Origin of the sequence: Williamsia muralis, assembly GCF_051487485.1 — a bacterium.
Lineage (GTDB): Bacteria > Actinomycetota > Actinomycetes > Mycobacteriales > Mycobacteriaceae > Williamsia > Williamsia muralis_B.
On sequence record NZ_JAHVCV010000003.1, the window covers coordinates 353981 to 369565 of the forward strand.

16 protein-coding genes and 1 pseudogene are annotated in these 15585 nt (G+C 66.0%); all 17 read left to right on the forward strand.

Going from position 1 to position 15585, the window contains the following annotated elements:
- Window positions 1–6: 6 nt before the first annotated feature.
- A pseudogene (locus tag KXR83_RS10050) lies at window positions 7–495 on the forward strand (exopolyphosphatase); the annotation flags it as partial.
- Window positions 496–616: 121 nt separating this feature from the next.
- Window positions 617–1543, forward strand: coding sequence for a pyridoxal 5'-phosphate synthase lyase subunit PdxS (pdxS, locus tag KXR83_RS10055; protein ID WP_030163259.1), 927 nt, complete (start codon window positions 617–619; stop codon window positions 1541–1543).
- A gap of 32 nt (window positions 1544–1575) precedes the next feature.
- Window positions 1576–2595, forward strand: a complete 1020-nt coding sequence (locus tag KXR83_RS10060) for an RDD family protein (RefSeq protein ID WP_437424712.1) — start codon at window positions 1576–1578, stop codon at window positions 2593–2595.
- Window positions 2592–3509, forward strand: coding sequence for a PP2C family protein-serine/threonine phosphatase (locus tag KXR83_RS10065; RefSeq protein ID WP_437424713.1), 918 nt, complete (start codon window positions 2592–2594; stop codon window positions 3507–3509). Before KXR83_RS10060 ends, KXR83_RS10065 begins: the two co-directional genes overlap by 4 nt.
- Window positions 3510–3516: 7 nt before the next feature.
- Window positions 3517–4287 (forward strand): hypothetical protein, encoded by a 771-nt coding sequence (locus KXR83_RS10070; protein ID WP_437424714.1) that lies wholly within the window; start codon window positions 3517–3519, stop codon window positions 4285–4287.
- 213 nt (window positions 4288–4500) lie between these two features.
- Window positions 4501–4980 (forward strand): response regulator transcription factor, encoded by a 480-nt coding sequence (locus tag KXR83_RS10075; RefSeq protein WP_437424715.1) that lies wholly within the window; start codon window positions 4501–4503, stop codon window positions 4978–4980.
- 75 nt (window positions 4981–5055) lie between these two features.
- Window positions 5056–5907 (forward strand): acyl-CoA thioesterase II, encoded by an 852-nt coding sequence (gene tesB / locus KXR83_RS10080; RefSeq protein ID WP_437424716.1) that lies wholly within the window; start codon window positions 5056–5058, stop codon window positions 5905–5907.
- Complete coding sequence (pdxT, locus tag KXR83_RS10085; protein WP_437424717.1) at window positions 5904–6521, forward strand: pyridoxal 5'-phosphate synthase glutaminase subunit PdxT; 618 nt, start codon at window positions 5904–5906, stop codon at window positions 6519–6521. The genes tesB and pdxT overlap by 4 nt, the downstream gene beginning before the upstream one ends.
- 88 nt (window positions 6522–6609) lie before the next feature.
- Window positions 6610–7365 carry a YebC/PmpR family DNA-binding transcriptional regulator gene (locus tag KXR83_RS10090; RefSeq protein WP_437424718.1) on the forward strand — a complete coding sequence of 252 codons (756 nt, stop codon included), beginning with the start codon at window positions 6610–6612 and terminating at the stop codon, window positions 7363–7365.
- 109 nt (window positions 7366–7474) lie between these two features.
- Window positions 7475–8044 carry a crossover junction endodeoxyribonuclease RuvC gene (gene ruvC, locus KXR83_RS10095; protein ID WP_437424719.1) on the forward strand — a complete coding sequence of 190 codons (570 nt, stop codon included), beginning with the start codon at window positions 7475–7477 and terminating at the stop codon, window positions 8042–8044.
- Window positions 8041–8637, forward strand: coding sequence for a Holliday junction branch migration protein RuvA (gene ruvA / locus KXR83_RS10100; protein WP_437424720.1), 597 nt, complete (start codon window positions 8041–8043; stop codon window positions 8635–8637). Before ruvC ends, ruvA begins: the two co-directional genes overlap by 4 nt.
- Window positions 8634–9782: a Holliday junction branch migration DNA helicase RuvB gene (gene ruvB / locus KXR83_RS10105; RefSeq protein ID WP_437424721.1), complete on the forward strand. Its 1149-nt coding sequence runs from the start codon at window positions 8634–8636 to the stop codon at window positions 9780–9782. The genes ruvA and ruvB overlap by 4 nt, the downstream gene beginning before the upstream one ends.
- A 121-nt stretch (window positions 9783–9903) precedes the next feature.
- A complete protein-coding gene (gene yajC, locus KXR83_RS10110) occupies window positions 9904–10320 on the forward strand; it encodes a preprotein translocase subunit YajC (protein WP_437424722.1) in 417 nt (138 codons plus the stop codon).
- 164 nt (window positions 10321–10484) lie between these two features.
- The gene (gene secD / locus KXR83_RS10115) at window positions 10485–12008 is read left to right on the forward strand and encodes a protein translocase subunit SecD (RefSeq protein WP_437424943.1); all 1524 of its coding nucleotides are present in this window, start codon (window positions 10485–10487) and stop codon (window positions 12006–12008) included.
- Complete coding sequence (secF, locus tag KXR83_RS10120) at window positions 12001–13188, forward strand: protein translocase subunit SecF (RefSeq protein ID WP_437424723.1); 1188 nt, start codon at window positions 12001–12003, stop codon at window positions 13186–13188. Before secD ends, secF begins: the two co-directional genes overlap by 8 nt.
- Window positions 13189–13199: 11 nt before the next feature.
- Window positions 13200–14906, forward strand: a complete 1707-nt coding sequence (locus tag KXR83_RS10125; RefSeq protein WP_437424724.1) for an ABC transporter substrate-binding protein — start codon at window positions 13200–13202, stop codon at window positions 14904–14906.
- Between the two features lie 80 nt (window positions 14907–14986).
- The gene (locus tag KXR83_RS10130) at window positions 14987–15565 is read left to right on the forward strand and encodes an adenine phosphoribosyltransferase (protein ID WP_437424725.1); all 579 of its coding nucleotides are present in this window, start codon (window positions 14987–14989) and stop codon (window positions 15563–15565) included.
- The last annotated feature ends 20 nt before the right edge of the window (window positions 15566–15585 follow it).

Below are 15585 nucleotides of genomic sequence, written 5' to 3' on the forward strand. Positions count from 1 at the left end.
GATTTCATGACCATCTCCGCCCTCACCGTCCTGATCCTGGGCGTCATCACGGTGCTGGTGTTACTCGGTCTGGGCTGGGCCTACAAAACCGCCAACCGGCTCGACCGACTCCACGTGCGGGTGGACCTGTGCTGGCAGGCGCTCGACGCCGCGCTTGCCCGCCGGGCAGTGGTGGCGCGATCCATCGGCGCCGGCCTCGGTCCGGAAGGCCGGGAACTGATCATCGCTGCCGACCGGGCAGAGGGTTCGGCACGGCCGGACCGTGAATCCGCCGAGAACGTGGTGTCGGCGGCGCTGGCCCAGATCGACCTCTCGTCGCTACGATCGCAGCTGGTCACCGAGCTTGCCGACGCCGAGACCCGGGTGATGATCGCCCGCCGGTTCCACAACGATGCCGTTCGTGACACCCTGGCCCTCCGCAACCGGCGACCGGTGCGATGGCTGCACCTGGGTGGCACCGCACCGACCCCGCTGTACTTCGAGATCGTCGAGCGAGCGCCCGTCTGACCAGCCCGCCCGACGTCGAATGGGGGCGTCTGATGCCGCCGGACCACGCGGCGCCGAGAAAGCCTAGACTGGAAGCTCAGCAATCGACTAGACCACAGGAGCTATAGACGTGAGCAGTGCCCCAGATCCAGGTTCATCGGTGCCAGCGGAAAGTGCCGGCACCGGTACCGCGCGGGTCAAGCGTGGCATGGCCGAGATGCTCAAGGGCGGCGTGATCATGGACGTCGTGACAGCCGAGCAGGCCAAGATCGCCGAGGACGCGGGCGCTGTCGCAGTCATGGCCCTCGAGCGGGTACCGGCCGACATCCGTGCACAGGGCGGGGTCTCGCGGATGAGCGACCCCGACATGATCGACGGGATCATCTCGGCAGTGTCCATCCCGGTGATGGCCAAGGCCCGCATCGGACATTTTGTCGAAGCCCAGATCCTGCAGAGCCTCGGTGTCGACTACATCGACGAGTCAGAGGTGCTGACCCCGGCCGACTACGCCAACCACATCGACAAGTGGCAGTTCACCGTGCCGTTCGTGTGCGGCGCAACCAACCTGGGCGAGGCGCTGCGCAGGCTCACCGAGGGCGCTGGAATGATCCGGTCCAAGGGCGAGGCGGGCACGGGTGACGTCTCGAACGCCACCACACACATGCGCAAGATCCGTGACGAGATCCGGCGGTTGACCTCACTGCCCAAGGACGAACTGTTCGTCGCTGCCAAGGAGCTGCAGGCGCCGTACGACCTGGTTGTCGAAGTTGCCGAGCTGGGCAAGTTGCCCGTCACGCTGTTCACCGCCGGCGGCATCGCCACCCCTGCGGACGCGGCAATGATGATGCAGTTGGGCGCCGAGGGCGTCTTCGTGGGATCGGGAATCTTCAAGTCCGGCAATCCTGCAGAGCGTGCTGCCGCGATCGTGCAGGCGACAACGTTCTACGACGATCCCGACGTGCTCGCGAAGGTGTCGCGTGGACTGGGTGAGGCGATGGTCGGTATCAACGTCGACGACATCCCACAACCGCATCGACTTGCCGAGCGCGGCTGGTGAATTGACGTGGACGCGGGGGCGGGGAATCGGAGATGACCAGCGCGTCCGCTGATTTCGAAGCGATTCCGCTCGGCTGCGGCCGCTGCGGAACCCAGATCCCGTCCGCGTCCGCCCGCTGTCCCGAATGTGGACAGCAGATGTTCGTCACCAGAGGCGGCGCAGTCCCGAGGTCGCCGCGCGAGGCCCTGGTGGCGGGACGGATCCCCGCCTCCAACGGTTCGCGGGTGGCCGCTTACCTCGTTGATGTCGCCATCCTGTTGGCTGCAGTTGCAGCCCTGCTCGCGGCCGGTCTGGTCTTCGGCCTCGACGTGGCCCTGGCTGTGTGCGTGGCAGTGCCCGCTGCGAGCTGGATCTCGTCGGCACTCGCTCGTGCCAACGGCATCCGTACCCCGGGTCAGGTGTTGGCGCGAACGACGATCACCACAGGCCGGTCGGGCCATCCGATCGGTTTCTGGCGGCACCTGACCCGCACCGCCGTACTGCACCTGAGCAACGTCCTGTTGTTCGCCGGAGCGATGTCGGTGTTGATCGACAGGGGCCGTCCCCGTCGCGGTTGTCACGAGAAGCTTTCCGGCACAACCACTGCGAGCAGTGTGGGTTCGGCGGGGTACGAGGTGATCACGGCGCCCAGCGCACGCGTGGCCGAGCCCGGCGAGCAGTCGGCAGATTCGATCACCGATCGCATCGACCCCAGCACAGGCGCCCGCACCCTGCCGTTGCGCCGGGCCGGCACCGGTTTGCGGCTTCGCTTCGACGACGGCAGCTACACCGATCTGTCCGGTGCCGGATACCTCGGTGTGCCGGCGGTCGAGTGGTCGCACGGGCGCGCTCAGATCGTGGTCACCCCCATCGAGACGCCACCGTCGGACGACACGCAGGTCCAGTTCAGCGTGGCGGACGGGAAATTGTGGATGATCAGTACGGGCCCTGACGTCCGATCGGTTCTGGACACCGGCGAGTCGGTGACCGCGATGCGACCCGGACATCCGTACGAGGTGGGTCCGGGCACCGTGGTGCATCTCGGACAGCGCAGTTTCGAGGTTGCGAGATGAGCCAGGATGCGGAGCTCGACCGTGAATCGGAGACGGAGCCGAAGGCGGAGCTCGACCGTGAAACAGACGCGGTACTCGATCCTGGGCGTGGACGCGGAGGGCACATGACGATGGAAGCGACCGGGACCGTCCGGGACGAGACACGCAGCGGGGTCGGCGAGTTCGGTCAGGTCGAGGTGAGCTGGGCTGTGGTCAGCGACGTCGGCCTGCTGCGTGAGACCAATGAGGACGCAGCTCTGGTCGGCCCTGGGATGATCCTGGTGGCCGACGGTATGGGCGGTCATGATTGCGGTGAGCTCGCCAGTGAGGCGGCGCTGTCGGCGTTGTCGGACACGACCGTGACAGGGGTGAACCGCACGCGCGATTCGGTGGTGGACCTGTTGGGGGAGGCGCGCCGCCAGATCGAGAACATCGATTCCGACTCGGGTCGTCGTGCCGGCACCACCGTCACCGGGGCGATGCTCGTAGACAGCGACGGGCAACCCCATTGGCTGGTGCTGAACATCGGGGACTCGCGGACGTACCGTTTCGCCCATTCGAAGCTCGAGCAGGTGACCGTCGACCACTCGCAGGTGCAGGAGCTGGTGGATGCGGGTTTCCTGACCGCAGCACAGGCCCGTGTCGACCCACGCCGCAATGTGATCACCCGGGCACTTGGTGCCGGGATGGAGCAGGAGGCGGATTTCTTCACGTTCCCGGTGGAGCGAGATGACCGGATCCTGGTGTGCTCCGATGGTCTCACCGGTGAGTTGGCGGACGACGCGATCGCCGCGATCCTGGCCGGCTTCGATGACCCGACAGCGGCCGCGCAGGCGCTGGTCTCGGCCGCTCTGGAGGCCGGTGGCCGTGACAATGTCACCGTCGCGATCGCTGACGTGAAGGCGGTTCCGGACGTCTCCGACCCCGCGTCGTGATCCGGCGATGACAATCACCGATCCGGCGGGAGAACCCGGTCAGCCTGAAGGCGTCAAACGCACGATCGCCGAGACCTTCGTGGAGTTCTGCGGCGAGCGGGTGGCGGTCAGTCCGGATGAGCCGTTCCACATCGGCCGCGAGGCCGATCTCGACATCGACGACAACCCTTATCTGCACCGCAGATTCCTCATGCTGCACCACGAAGACGGGTTGTGGTGGCTGTCCAACGTGGGGTCGCATCTGTCCGCAGGGGTCGTGGCGGGTGACGCCGGATTCCAAGCGACGCTGGCTCCCGGTGCCCGGGTGCCGCTGGTGTTCGGCGTGACGGCTGTGGTGTTCTCGGCAGGCCCCACGACGTACGAGCTGGAAATCCATTCAGGCGCAATGCCGTTGAATCTTGCTCCGGTGGAAGAGCCGGCACGCAGCGGCGAAACCACGATCGGGGTGGTGTCCCTGACGGAGAGTCAGAAGCTGCTGATCGTTGTCCTGGCCGAAGAGGTGTTGCGACGCAACGGAACCGGTGCCAGTTCGATTCCGTCGTCGGCGCAGGCCGCGGCCAGGCTCGGCTGGTCGCTGACCAAGTTCAACCGCAAACTCGACAACGTGTGTGACAAGTTCGATCAGATCGGGGTGTCCGGTGTCCGAGGCGGCTCGGGGCGGCTCGCCAGCAACCGGCGGGTCAAGCTGGTCGAATATGCGGTGGCCGCTCGATTGGTGACCCGCGAGGATCTGCTGCTGATCGATGCCGAGGCGCGTCGCAACGGCGTGATCGGCTGATCGGGAGCATGGGCCGCTACTGGCGGCCGGTGGGCGCATCTGCGGCGGCCTCGGTGGTGAGTTGATGGTCGGTCTTCGGCAAAACCACTTCTGAGCTGGGCTCATGTGGTGGGTAGTTCTACCCATCGACATGTCCGGTGTGCCGGTTTTAGTGTTTAGACACTTCGACAGAGGGCAGGAGAAAACCGGCCCCCCAGACCAGGAGAATCACCGATGACCGTACTGCACAACACCTTTGGCGCTCCCAGTCGCACGCGGGTCGGTTACCGGCCGGCGACCCCGGCCCGGATGACCAGGGAGGAGGCGCTGGCTCGGCTCAAACAGCGCACGATGCCTCTGCCCGGTCGTGCGGCGCCGCATTCGCAGCCCGGTGTCATCTGTGCGACTCCTGCGGTTCCCATGTCGGGTCACGGTCGCAGCGGGCGGACAGAGGGGTCTGCAGACACCGGCGCAACCACCGCTTACCGCGCGCCCAAGCTGTCGCAGCGCGAGATCGAGGTACTGCGTGCTTGGCTGAACCTTGATTCCAAGTCGGCGGTGGCCCAATCGCTGTTCATCTCACTGGGTACCGTCAACACTCATCTCGCCCGGATCCGGGTCAAGTACAACGAGGTCGGTCGGCCTGCCCCGACCAAAGCCGCACTCGTGGCCCGCGCGATCCAGGACGGGATCGTGTCGATCGACGACCTCTGACCGCCGGCAGGGGAGCAGTGCTGGGCCCGCGCCCCCGGTGAGCCATAATCGTCGTCGGAAAGGTGGTGCCACCTCATGGCGACGATCGAAGAGATTCTGCAGCTCGAAACGATAGAAAAAGACATCTATCGTGGGCACGCCCACCCGAGCCACCTGCAGCGCACCTTCGGTGGGCAGGTCGCCGGGCAGGCCCTGGTGTCGGCGACGAAGACGGTCGACGCTCGTTTTGTGGTCCATTCGTTGCACGGTTACTTCCTGCGCGGCGGGAAGCCCGAAGAGCCGACCGTCTACCTGGTCGACCGCATCCGTGACGGCCGTTCGTTCTGCACCCGGCGGGTGACGGCGGTGCAGGACGGTATGGCGATCTTCACGATGTCCGCGTCATTTCACGTCCAGGACCAGGGATTCGAGCATCAGGACCAGATGCCTTCGGTGCCCGATCCGGAAGATCTGGTCGACGTCCTCACCGCGCAGGACCGCAAGGCGATGTCACCGTTTCGCGAGTGGGAGAACTTCGACGTCCGGATCGTCCCGGACGACCAGCTCGTCCGTAGTCGCGATCTTGCCGCTCAGCAACGTGTCTGGTTCCGGTACCGCCACCAGCTCCCCGATGAGCCCGTGTTCCACATCTGCACACTCGCCTACATGAGCGACATGACCTTGCTGGGTTCGGCGAAGGTCGCCCACCCCGACGAGGACGCCCAGGCCGCCTCGCTTGATCACGCGATGTGGTTCCTTCGGCCGTTCCGCGCCGACGAATGGCTCTTGTACGACCAGACATCGCCGTCGGCTGGAGGTGGCCGGGCCCTCACCCAGGGCCGGATCTACGACCGCAACGGGGTCATGGTGGCGGCGGTGACCCAGGAAGGTCTCGCGCGGACCGGACGAAAGTTGCCCGCGGACCAGCACGCGAAGAGGGAGAGTTGAGCACGCCGGTGCGGATCGGCATCCTCGCGCTGCAAGGCGATGTCCGCGAACACCACGCCGCTCTGGCCGAGATCGGCGTGGAACCCGTGTCGATCCGCCGGGCCTCGGAACTCGACTCCATCGACGGGATCATCATCCCGGGCGGTGAATCCACGACGATGAGCCGATTGCTCGTGGTGCTGGGCCTGCTCGAACCGCTCCGCGAGGCTCTCGCCGATGGGCTGCCCGCCTACGGATCGTGCGCGGGGATGATCATGCTCGCTCGCGACATCCTGGACACACGACCGGACGCGCAACATCTCGACGCCCTCGACATCACGGTGCGGCGCAACGCATTCGGTCGACAGGTCGCATCGTTCGAGACCGACCTCGACATCGACGGGATCGATGGCGGACCGATGCGCGCTGTCTTCATCAGGGCTCCCTGGGTCGAGGCTTCCGGGGACTCGGTCCAGATTCTGGGCACGGTTCCCGACGGCCCGGCCGCGGGCCGTGTCGTCGCGGTCCGGCAGGGCGATGTGCTCGCGACGTCCTTTCATCCAGAGGTCACCGGGGACCGGCGGGTCCACGAGTACTTCGTCGAGATGGTCAGGGCGGCGCAGGGAAAGCAGTGAGGTTCGTCGCCGCACCGCCGGTGGCGAGTAGGATCGGTCCGCAGTTCTCGACGCCACACACCCGAGCAGTACGAAAGGGGCTTGCTGAATGAGCGGCCACTCAAAATGGGCCACCACCAAGCACAAGAAGGCGGTGGTCGATGCCAAGCGCGGCAAGATGTTTGCCAAGCTGGTCAAGAATATCGAGGTCGCCGCACGCACGGGTGGCGGAGATCCGAGTGGTAACCCCACGTTGTACGACGCCATTCAGAAGGCCAAGAAGTCGTCGGTACCCAACGACAACATCGAGCGCGCCCGCAAGCGCGGTGGTGGCGAAGAAGCCGGCGGCGCCGATTGGCAGAACATCACCTACGAGGGATACGGCCCCAACGGTGTCGCGATCCTGATCGAGTGCCTCACCGACAACCGGAACCGCGCCGCCACCGAGGTTCGCACCGCCATGAGCCGCAACGGCGGCAACATGGCCGATCCCGGCTCGGTCTCGTACCTGTTCGCGCGCAAGGGTGTCGTCACCTTGGAGAAGAACGGCCAGACGGAGGACGACATCCTGATGGCCGTCCTCGAAGCCGGCGCAGAGGAGGTGACCGACCTGGGCGACACCTTCGAGATCGTGAGTGAACCCACAGATCTGGTCGCGGTCCGGACGGCACTTCAGGATGCGGGCATCGACTATGAATCCGCCGAGGCCAGCTTCCGTGCCTCGGTGGAGGTCCCGGTCGACGCCGATGGCGCCCGCAAGGTGTTCAAACTGATCGACGCACTCGAGGATTCCGACGACGTGCAAGAGGTCTACTCCAACGTCGACATCAGCGACGAGGTGCTCGCCGAGCTCGAATCGGAGTGACATCACCGGTGGCGCGTGTTGATGCCTGAGACCGTCGCGACCGCCGGTTACGATATCGAACAACTGTTCGTCCCGAGCAGATTCGAGTCGTAGCCGAAAGCGGGTTTGCATGCGGGTGATGGGTGTGGACCCCGGGCTGACCAGGTGCGGTATCGCGCTCATCCAGTCGGGCACGGGCCGCTCGGTGACCGCGCTCGACGTCGACGTCATCCGTACCCCACCCGACATGGCACTGGAGAACCGCTTGCTCGCCATTCACACCGCTGCCGAGCACTGGCTCGACACCCACCGGCCCGATGTCGTGGCAATCGAGCGTGTGTTCGCCCAGCACCAGGTCAGCACCGCGATGGGCACCGCTCAGGCCGGTGGCGTGATCGCCCTGGCCGCGGCCCAGCGTGGGGTACCCGTTCGATTCCACACACCGAGCGAGGTGAAAGCCGCTGTGACGGGAAACGGACGGGCCGACAAGGCCCAGGTGACGGCGATGGTCACCCGCATCCTCGGCATGCAGCAGGCACCCCGGCCCGCCGATGCCGCGGACGCACTTGCCCTTGCGATCTGCCACTGCTGGCGTGGGCCGATCCAGGAACGGATGGAGCAGGCGCAGGCGGTCGCGCTGGCGCAGCAGAAGGCGTATCGCGATCGCGTGGCCTTGGCCAAGAAGGCGGCCGGACGATGATCGCATCGGTACGTGGGCCCGTGGTCGACGTGGCGCTCGACCATGTCGTCATCGACTGCGCAGGCGTCGGATATCAGGTCCTCGTCACCCCCAGCACAGCCGGTTCGGTCCGGCGTGGCTCGGAGGCGACGCTGCTCACCACCATGATCGTGCGCGAGGACTCGATGACCCTGTACGGGTTCACCGAGCCCGATGCCCGTTCGCTGTTCACGCTTCTGCAGACCGTCACCGGCGTCGGACCACGTCTGGCGATGGCCACACTCGCCGTTCTCGAGCCCGATGCCCTGCGTGAGGCTCTGGCCGGCGGCGACACCAAGGCATTGATCACCGTCCCCGGCATCGGCAAGCGTGTTGCCGAGCGACTGGTGGTCGAACTGCGGGACAAAGTCGACCGACCGCACACCACCGCAGGTGACGCGTCGAGCCTGCCGAGTTCGTCGGTGCGGGACCAGGTCGCCGAAGCGCTTGTGGGCCTTGGCTTTGCGGCTCCCGTCGCCGAGAAGACGGTGATCGCAGTGCTGGCGGATCAGCCGAACGCCGACTCCGCGACAGTCCTGCGTGCCTCGCTTGCGTCGTTGGGTAAGACCCGATGACTCCCGACGACATCGACGGCATCGATGACTCGGGTTACCCGATCACCGACCCCGAACCGGTCAACCGAACCGTCAACGCCGGCCGGATCACGGCGGACGGCGACCTCGACAACAGCCTGCGTCCCAAGTCGCTTGGCGACTTCATCGGTCAGCCGAGGGTGTGCGAACAGCTGGAGCTGGTGCTGCAGGCGGCGCGCGGCCGTGGCGGCACCCCCGACCACATTCTGCTGTCGGGTCCACCGGGGCTGGGCAAGACCTCGTTGGCGATGATCATCGCGGGGGAGATGGGTGCCGCGCTGCGGGTCACGTCCGGGCCCGCCCTCGAGCGCGCAGGAGACCTCGCCGCGATGCTGTCGAACCTGGTCGAAGGAGACGTCCTCTTCATCGATGAGATCCACCGCATCGCCCGGCCCGCCGAGGAGATGCTGTACCTCGCGATGGAGGATTTCCGCGTCGACGTGGTGGTGGGCAAGGGGCCGGGTGCCACGTCCATCCCGCTGGACGTCGCACCGTTCACCTTGGTTGGCGCCACCACGCGTTCGGGCGCTCTGACGGGCCCGCTGCGGGACAGATTCGGGTTCACCGCACACATGGAGTTCTACGAGGAAAGTGAACTCGAGCGTGTCCTGAGCCGGTCGGCAGGCATTCTGGGGATCACGATGGAGCCGGACGCCGGTGCCGAGATCGCGTCCCGTTCCCGCGGTACCCCCCGCATCGCCAACCGTCTCCTGCGTCGGGTGCGCGACTACGCGGAAGTAAGGGCAGACGGCGTTGTCGACCTCGCGGTGGCCCGGGCTGCCCTGACCGTCTACGACGTCGACGAACTCGGATTCGATCGGCTCGACCGGGCTGTTCTCGGCGCACTGGTCCGCGGCTTCGGCGGCGGACCGGTAGGTGTGTCCACCTTGGCCGTCGCGGTCGGGGAGGAGCCGGCCACGGTGGAAGAGGTGTGCGAACCGTTCCTCGTGCGTGCCGGGATGATCGCCCGCACCCCGCGGGGAAGGGTTGCGACTGCCGCCGCGTGGCACCACCTGGGTCTCACGCCGCCTGCCGGCGCCCTGAACGGTTCGTTCGGGGTGCGCGTGCGCGAGGATGGGTCCGCCATGATGTCGCTGTTCGGTGACGACGACCCGGCCGCGATCTGACATTTCTCAGCCGGAGCTCAGCGGCGAATTCGGGTCCGGCACGCCCGGGATGGCACACTGGGTGTGATGGCGAGCGCTGCTCGTGTGCACGAATGACAAATCAAGGACTGAACACACCACCATGGAATTGATATTTCCTATCCTGCTGGTCTTCTTGGTCGGCTTCATGATCCTGTCCGTTCGTCGCCAGAAGAAGGCGATGTCCGCGGCTCAGGAGATGCAAGAGTCGCTCCAGATCGGCGCACGTATCCAGACCACCTCGGGCGTCTACGGCACTGTTGCCGGGCTGGCCGACGGAACCGTTGACCTCGAGATCGCCGATGGCGTTGTCAGTCGCTGGAACCGGTTGGCGATCCGTGAGGTCGTCCATGCCGACGACCTCGCCGACAGCTACCCCGGCGTCGGGCTGATCGACAACACGGTCACCGATTCCGACGACGACTTCGGCTTTGCCGACCACGGCAACGCGGACAGTTATGCCGATCACGACGACTCGATCACTCTCGAGAAGTCTCGCGGAGACCAAGACAAGTCATAGAGCTCTCCCGGCCGAGGGGGCGTCACACGGGCGTGCGCGACATCGCGATGTCGGAGCACGTACCGTGACGGACGCCCCTGCGGTCTGCACGGGGTTTGTAGGACAACTGAGGAGACGTAGGCAGCGTGGCATCGTCGTCAAACCGTGAAGTACCTCCGTCACGGATGTTGATCGTCTTTTTCCTGTTGATGATCGTGGTGTACGGGCTGGTGTTCTTCACCGGCAGCAGAGAAGCGACCCCGAAACTCGGTATCGACCTCCAGGGCGGCACGCGGGTCACCCTGACCGCACGTACCCCTGACGGCAGCGCACCGAGCCGGGACCAGCTCGACAAGGCCAAACAGATCATCGAACAGCGGGTCAACGGCCTCGGCGTCTCCGGGTCCGAGGTGATCATCGACGGTGACAACCTGGTGATCACGGTTCCCGGTGACGACGGCAAACAGGCCCGCACACTCGGACAGACCGCGTTGCTCTACGTGCGCCCGGTCGCCGATGTCCAGGCGGCCACCCCCCAGCCCAACGCTCCGCCCGCACCCGAGGGGCAGACGTCCGAACAGGCGATCGCAGAGGCCAAGGCACTGCGGCAGGCGCCCAAGGACGCGAACACCGATGCGCTCAGAGCGCAGATGGCCAAGATGAACTGCGATCCCTCTGCGCCGGATCCGTTGCAGGGCAACGACGATCCCGATCAGTACCTGGTGACGTGTTCCGAGGACGGGACCCAGGTGTATCTGCTCGAACCGCAGATCATCAAGGGCAGCGACATCGACAAGGCCGAGGCCGGGACCACCCAGGGTGCAGGCGCATGGATCGTGCGGTTGGACTACAAGGGCGGCGCCCGCGACTTCTGGTCGAGTTACACCGCCCAGAACATCGGCAAGGCAACAGCTTTCACCCTCGACTCGAAGGTGGTCAGCGCCCCGCAGATCAACGGCGCCATCAACGGCACCACCGAGGTGAGTGGCGACTTCACCCAGACCGAGGCCAAGGATCTGGCCAACGTCCTCAAGTACGGGTCGTTGCCACTGTCGTTCGAGGCATCTGACGCACAGACGGTGTCCGCGACGCTCGGCTGGTCGTCGCTCAAGGCCGGTCTGATCGCAGGCCTGATCGGTCTGATCGCGGTCTTCATCTACGCCTTGGCGTATTACCGGATGCTCGGAATCCTGACGGTTCTGTCGCTGACCCTGTCGGGGATGATGGTTTACGGGCTCATGGTCCTGCTCGGGCGGTACATCAACTTCACTCTCGATCTCGCCGGCATCGCCGGTTTGATCATCGGTATCGGCATGACCGCGGACTCCTTTGTCGTCTACTTCGAGCGGATCAAGGACGAAATGCGTGAGGGCCGTAGCTTCCGCTCGGCTGTTCCACGCGGCTGGGCACGAGCCAAACGCACCATCTGGTCGGGCAACGCTGTCAGCCTGATCTCGGCGGGTGTGCTGTTCTTCCTCGCCGTCGGCGACGTGAAGGGATTTGCGTTCACCTTGGGATTGACGACCATTCTCGACGTCGTGGTGGTCTTCCTCGTGACCCATCCCTTGGTGGTGTACGCGTCCCGGTCGAACTTCCTGTCCAAGCCGAGCGTGAACGGTCTCGGCGCGGTCACCCAGGTGGCGAAGGACCGGCGCCAGGCGGCAGCCGAGCGTCCCACCACTACTTCGGGAGGAGTGCGCAATGGCTGACACCGACCGCCGAGCACCCACCAGCGACGCCGACTTCACCGCCGCGACCAACAGGTCGCTGCTGTCCCGCCTGTACACGGGTACCGGCGCCTTCGAGATCGTCGGCCGCCGGCGAATGTGGTTCATGATCACCACCGCGCTGGTGCTCATCTCGCTCGCGAGTATCGGGATCCGCGGATTCACCCTCGGGATCGAGTTCGAGGGCGGAACCCAGATCTCGTTCCCCAAGACCGGTGAGGTGTCGACCAGTGAGGTCGAGTCGACTTACGCCGAGGCCATGGGCGAGGATCCGCAGTCGGTCCAGACCGCGGGGTCGGGCGCAAGCCAGACCGTGCAGATCCGGACCGAGACCCTCAATGCCCAGGAACTGATCAGCGTCACCAACGCTCTGGCAGACGAGTTCGGGCTCGCGCCCAACGACGTGAGTTCGTCCGATGTCAGCTCCACGTGGGGCGGTGAGATCACCGAGAAGGCACTGATCGCGCTGGCGGTGTTCCTTGTGCTGGTGACGATCTACATCGCCATCCGTTTCGACAAGGAGATGGCGGCGGCAGCGATCGCTGCCCTGTTCTTCGACATCGCCACCACAGCGGGCATCTACTCCCTCGTCGGCTTCGAGGTGACACCGGCGACGGTGATCGGCTTCCTGGCGATCCTGGGCTTCTCCCTCTACGACACCGTCGTGGTCTTCGACAAGGTGGAAGAGAACGTCCGTGGTGTGCTGCACACCACCCGGCGCACTTACGCCGAGCAGGCCAACCTCGCGGTGAACCAGACCCTGATGCGATCGATCAACACCACGGTCATCTCGGTGCTTCCGGTGCTGTCGCTGATGGTCATCGCGGTGTGGGTGTTGGGAGTGGGCACCCTCAAGGACCTCGGACTGGTCCAGATGGTCGGTGTCATCACCGGCACGTTCTCGTCGATCTTCTTGGCCACCCCGCTGCTTGTCACCCTCAAGGAACGGCGTAAGGACATCGGCTCGCACACCCGCAAGGTGTTGGCCCGTCGGACCGAGCGTGAGGGTCGATCGGTACCGGCGACCGAGGACGTCGCACCCGCAGTCGGTGGCACCACCACGTTGACCAAAACCGCCCCCGCGCCGGTTCGAGCGCAGCGGTCGGGAAGCGCCCCACATGCAGGGGCGCGTCCGTCGGGTAAGCGGCGCCGCAAACGCTAACCTGTGCGGTGATGAGAACCCGCGCACTGCTTGCCGCATCGCTGGCGATGGTGTGTGGGACGGCAGTGGTCGCGGGTTGCTCAAAAGATGCCGAGTTTTCGGTGAACTACCTGATCGACGGCGCGGTGACGACATACAACACCGAGACGTTGAGCGGTGGCATCGGCGGAGGGAAGATGGCTCTGGCGCGGGTGCTGCCCGGATTCAGCTACCTCGGGCCGGACGGTCGCGTCATCGCGGACACCGACATCGGTACCGCGACGCCACAACCGGTTGATCCTGCCCGTCTGACGGTGAACTACCAGATCAACCCCCGGGCTGTGTACTCCGACGGGGTACCGCTGACCTGCGATGCGATCACGTTGGCGTGGGCTGCCCACAGCGCTCGTTTCTCCGGATTCGAGCCCGTCACCACCGCGGGCTATCGCGACATCGAAAGCGTCGAGTGCACCCCCGGCGCCAAGACGGCGACCGTCACCTTCCGGCCCGGCCGCGCCTATCGCGACTGGAAGGGGCTGTTCGGGGCGGGGACACTGATCCCTCCTCAGGTGGTTGCCCGGGCGTCGGGCGTGCCGGATGTCGTCGGACCCATCAGCCGAGGCGACCGCCGCGTCCTGGGACAGATGGCGCGGATCTGGAACACGGGTCTGTCGATGACACCCGGCGAGTTCGAATCCGCAGACTTCCCTGCACTGGGCCCCTACCGGGTGCAGGACTACACCCGAGACGGCGGACTGGTGCTGTCCGCCAACGATCGATGGTGGGGCCAACCCGCCGGTGAGCAGCAGCTGACCCTGTGGCCGCGGTCCACTGCGATGAGCGACGATTTCGCAGACGGCAAAGGTGACTCGAAGGTCGACGTGCTCGACATCGGGGCCGGAACCTACAGCGCCGTCGACCCGGCGCCGCGCCGACAGTCCAGCTCCACCGCGGCGCCACCTCCGGGGCCGATGCCACCGGCCTCGCTGGGGGTCGAGCGGATCGTCATGGCCGGTCGCGGTGTGTTCTCCACCTCTGCCGCGCGCCGTGCGTTCGCCGCGTGTGTACCCCGGGACGGTCTCGCCCGTGAGTTCGGCCGCGGCGCCCCGATCGCCAACAACCATCTGCTCGGGCCCGGTGATCTGTTCACCGCTGCACTCGATGCCGAGTTCGGTCGCGACTACCTGCGGGCCGACCCAGAGCGTGCCGCACGGGAAGCCCGCGAGTCAGAGGCAGGCGCTGCCATGACCGTCCGAATCGGATATCTCGGACCGGATATGCGCAGGGGTCAGATGGTGGCCGCCATCACGGCCAGCTGCCAGCGTGCCGGCATCACCGTGGTCGACGCCGCCTCCGAGACCATCGGTCCGGCGAGTCTCGGCGCCGACGTGGATGCCCTGATCACCGCTTCCGGCAACGGATTCGCGGCAACGGGCGCCGCCGACCCCATCCGGGATTCCTACGCCTTCCATCGCAGCGATCCGAGCAACATCGGCAGGTACTCGAATGCGAGGGTCTCGGCCCTGATCGACCAGCTCGCGGTGACGGTTCGGCCCGCGGGTCAGCTCCCTCTCCTACGCGAGATCGAGTTGTTGCTGTGGCAGGACATGCCGGCCCTCCCGTTGTTCGTCGAGCCGCGAACGCGGCTTTCGGGAGACAATGTGGACAACGTGGTGCCCGGGAACGCTCGCGTCGGTACGGGATGGAACATTGATCGCTGGATGCTGTCGGACACCTGACCCGCGTTCTGTGACCACGCAGGCCCACCGAGGCGCACGACGTCGAACGGTGGTAATCGAACAGATGAGGACTTGAGAACATGGACAGCCCCACCCAGACCGGCCGCGAGGCACAGACCGCTCGCGAGGCCTCGTCGGCAATCGAGCGGCTCACTCGCATGGTTGCCGATTTTCCGTCGCCGGGAGTCCAGTTCAAAGATCTGTCACCCGTGCTGGCCGATCCGGCCGGGCTTCGTGCGGTGATTGCCGGCCTCGCCGACTGCGACGCCGGTCAGATCGATCTGGTGGCGGGAATCGACGCGCGGGGATTTCTGTTGGGCTCAGGTGTGGCACTCGAGCTCGGCACCGGGGTGCTGGCGGTCCGGAAGGCCGGAAAGCTGCCCCCGCCGGTGCTGATGCAGGAGTACACCCTCGAGTACGGATCTGCCTGCCTGGAGATCCCGGCCGACGGCCTCGACCTCACGGGGATGCGGGTTCTGATCGTCGACGACGTGCTCGCGACCGGAGGAACGGTCATCGCCGCGATCAAGCTGCTGCGCCAAGCCGGGGCGATACCGGTCGCGGTGGCCGTGGTGATGGAACTCGGCGCACTCGGTGGCCGGGCGGCAATCAGCGAGGCGGTCGGTGACATCGGGCTGTCTGCCCTGGCTCCGGGCTGAGGTCTAGGGTTGATGGACAT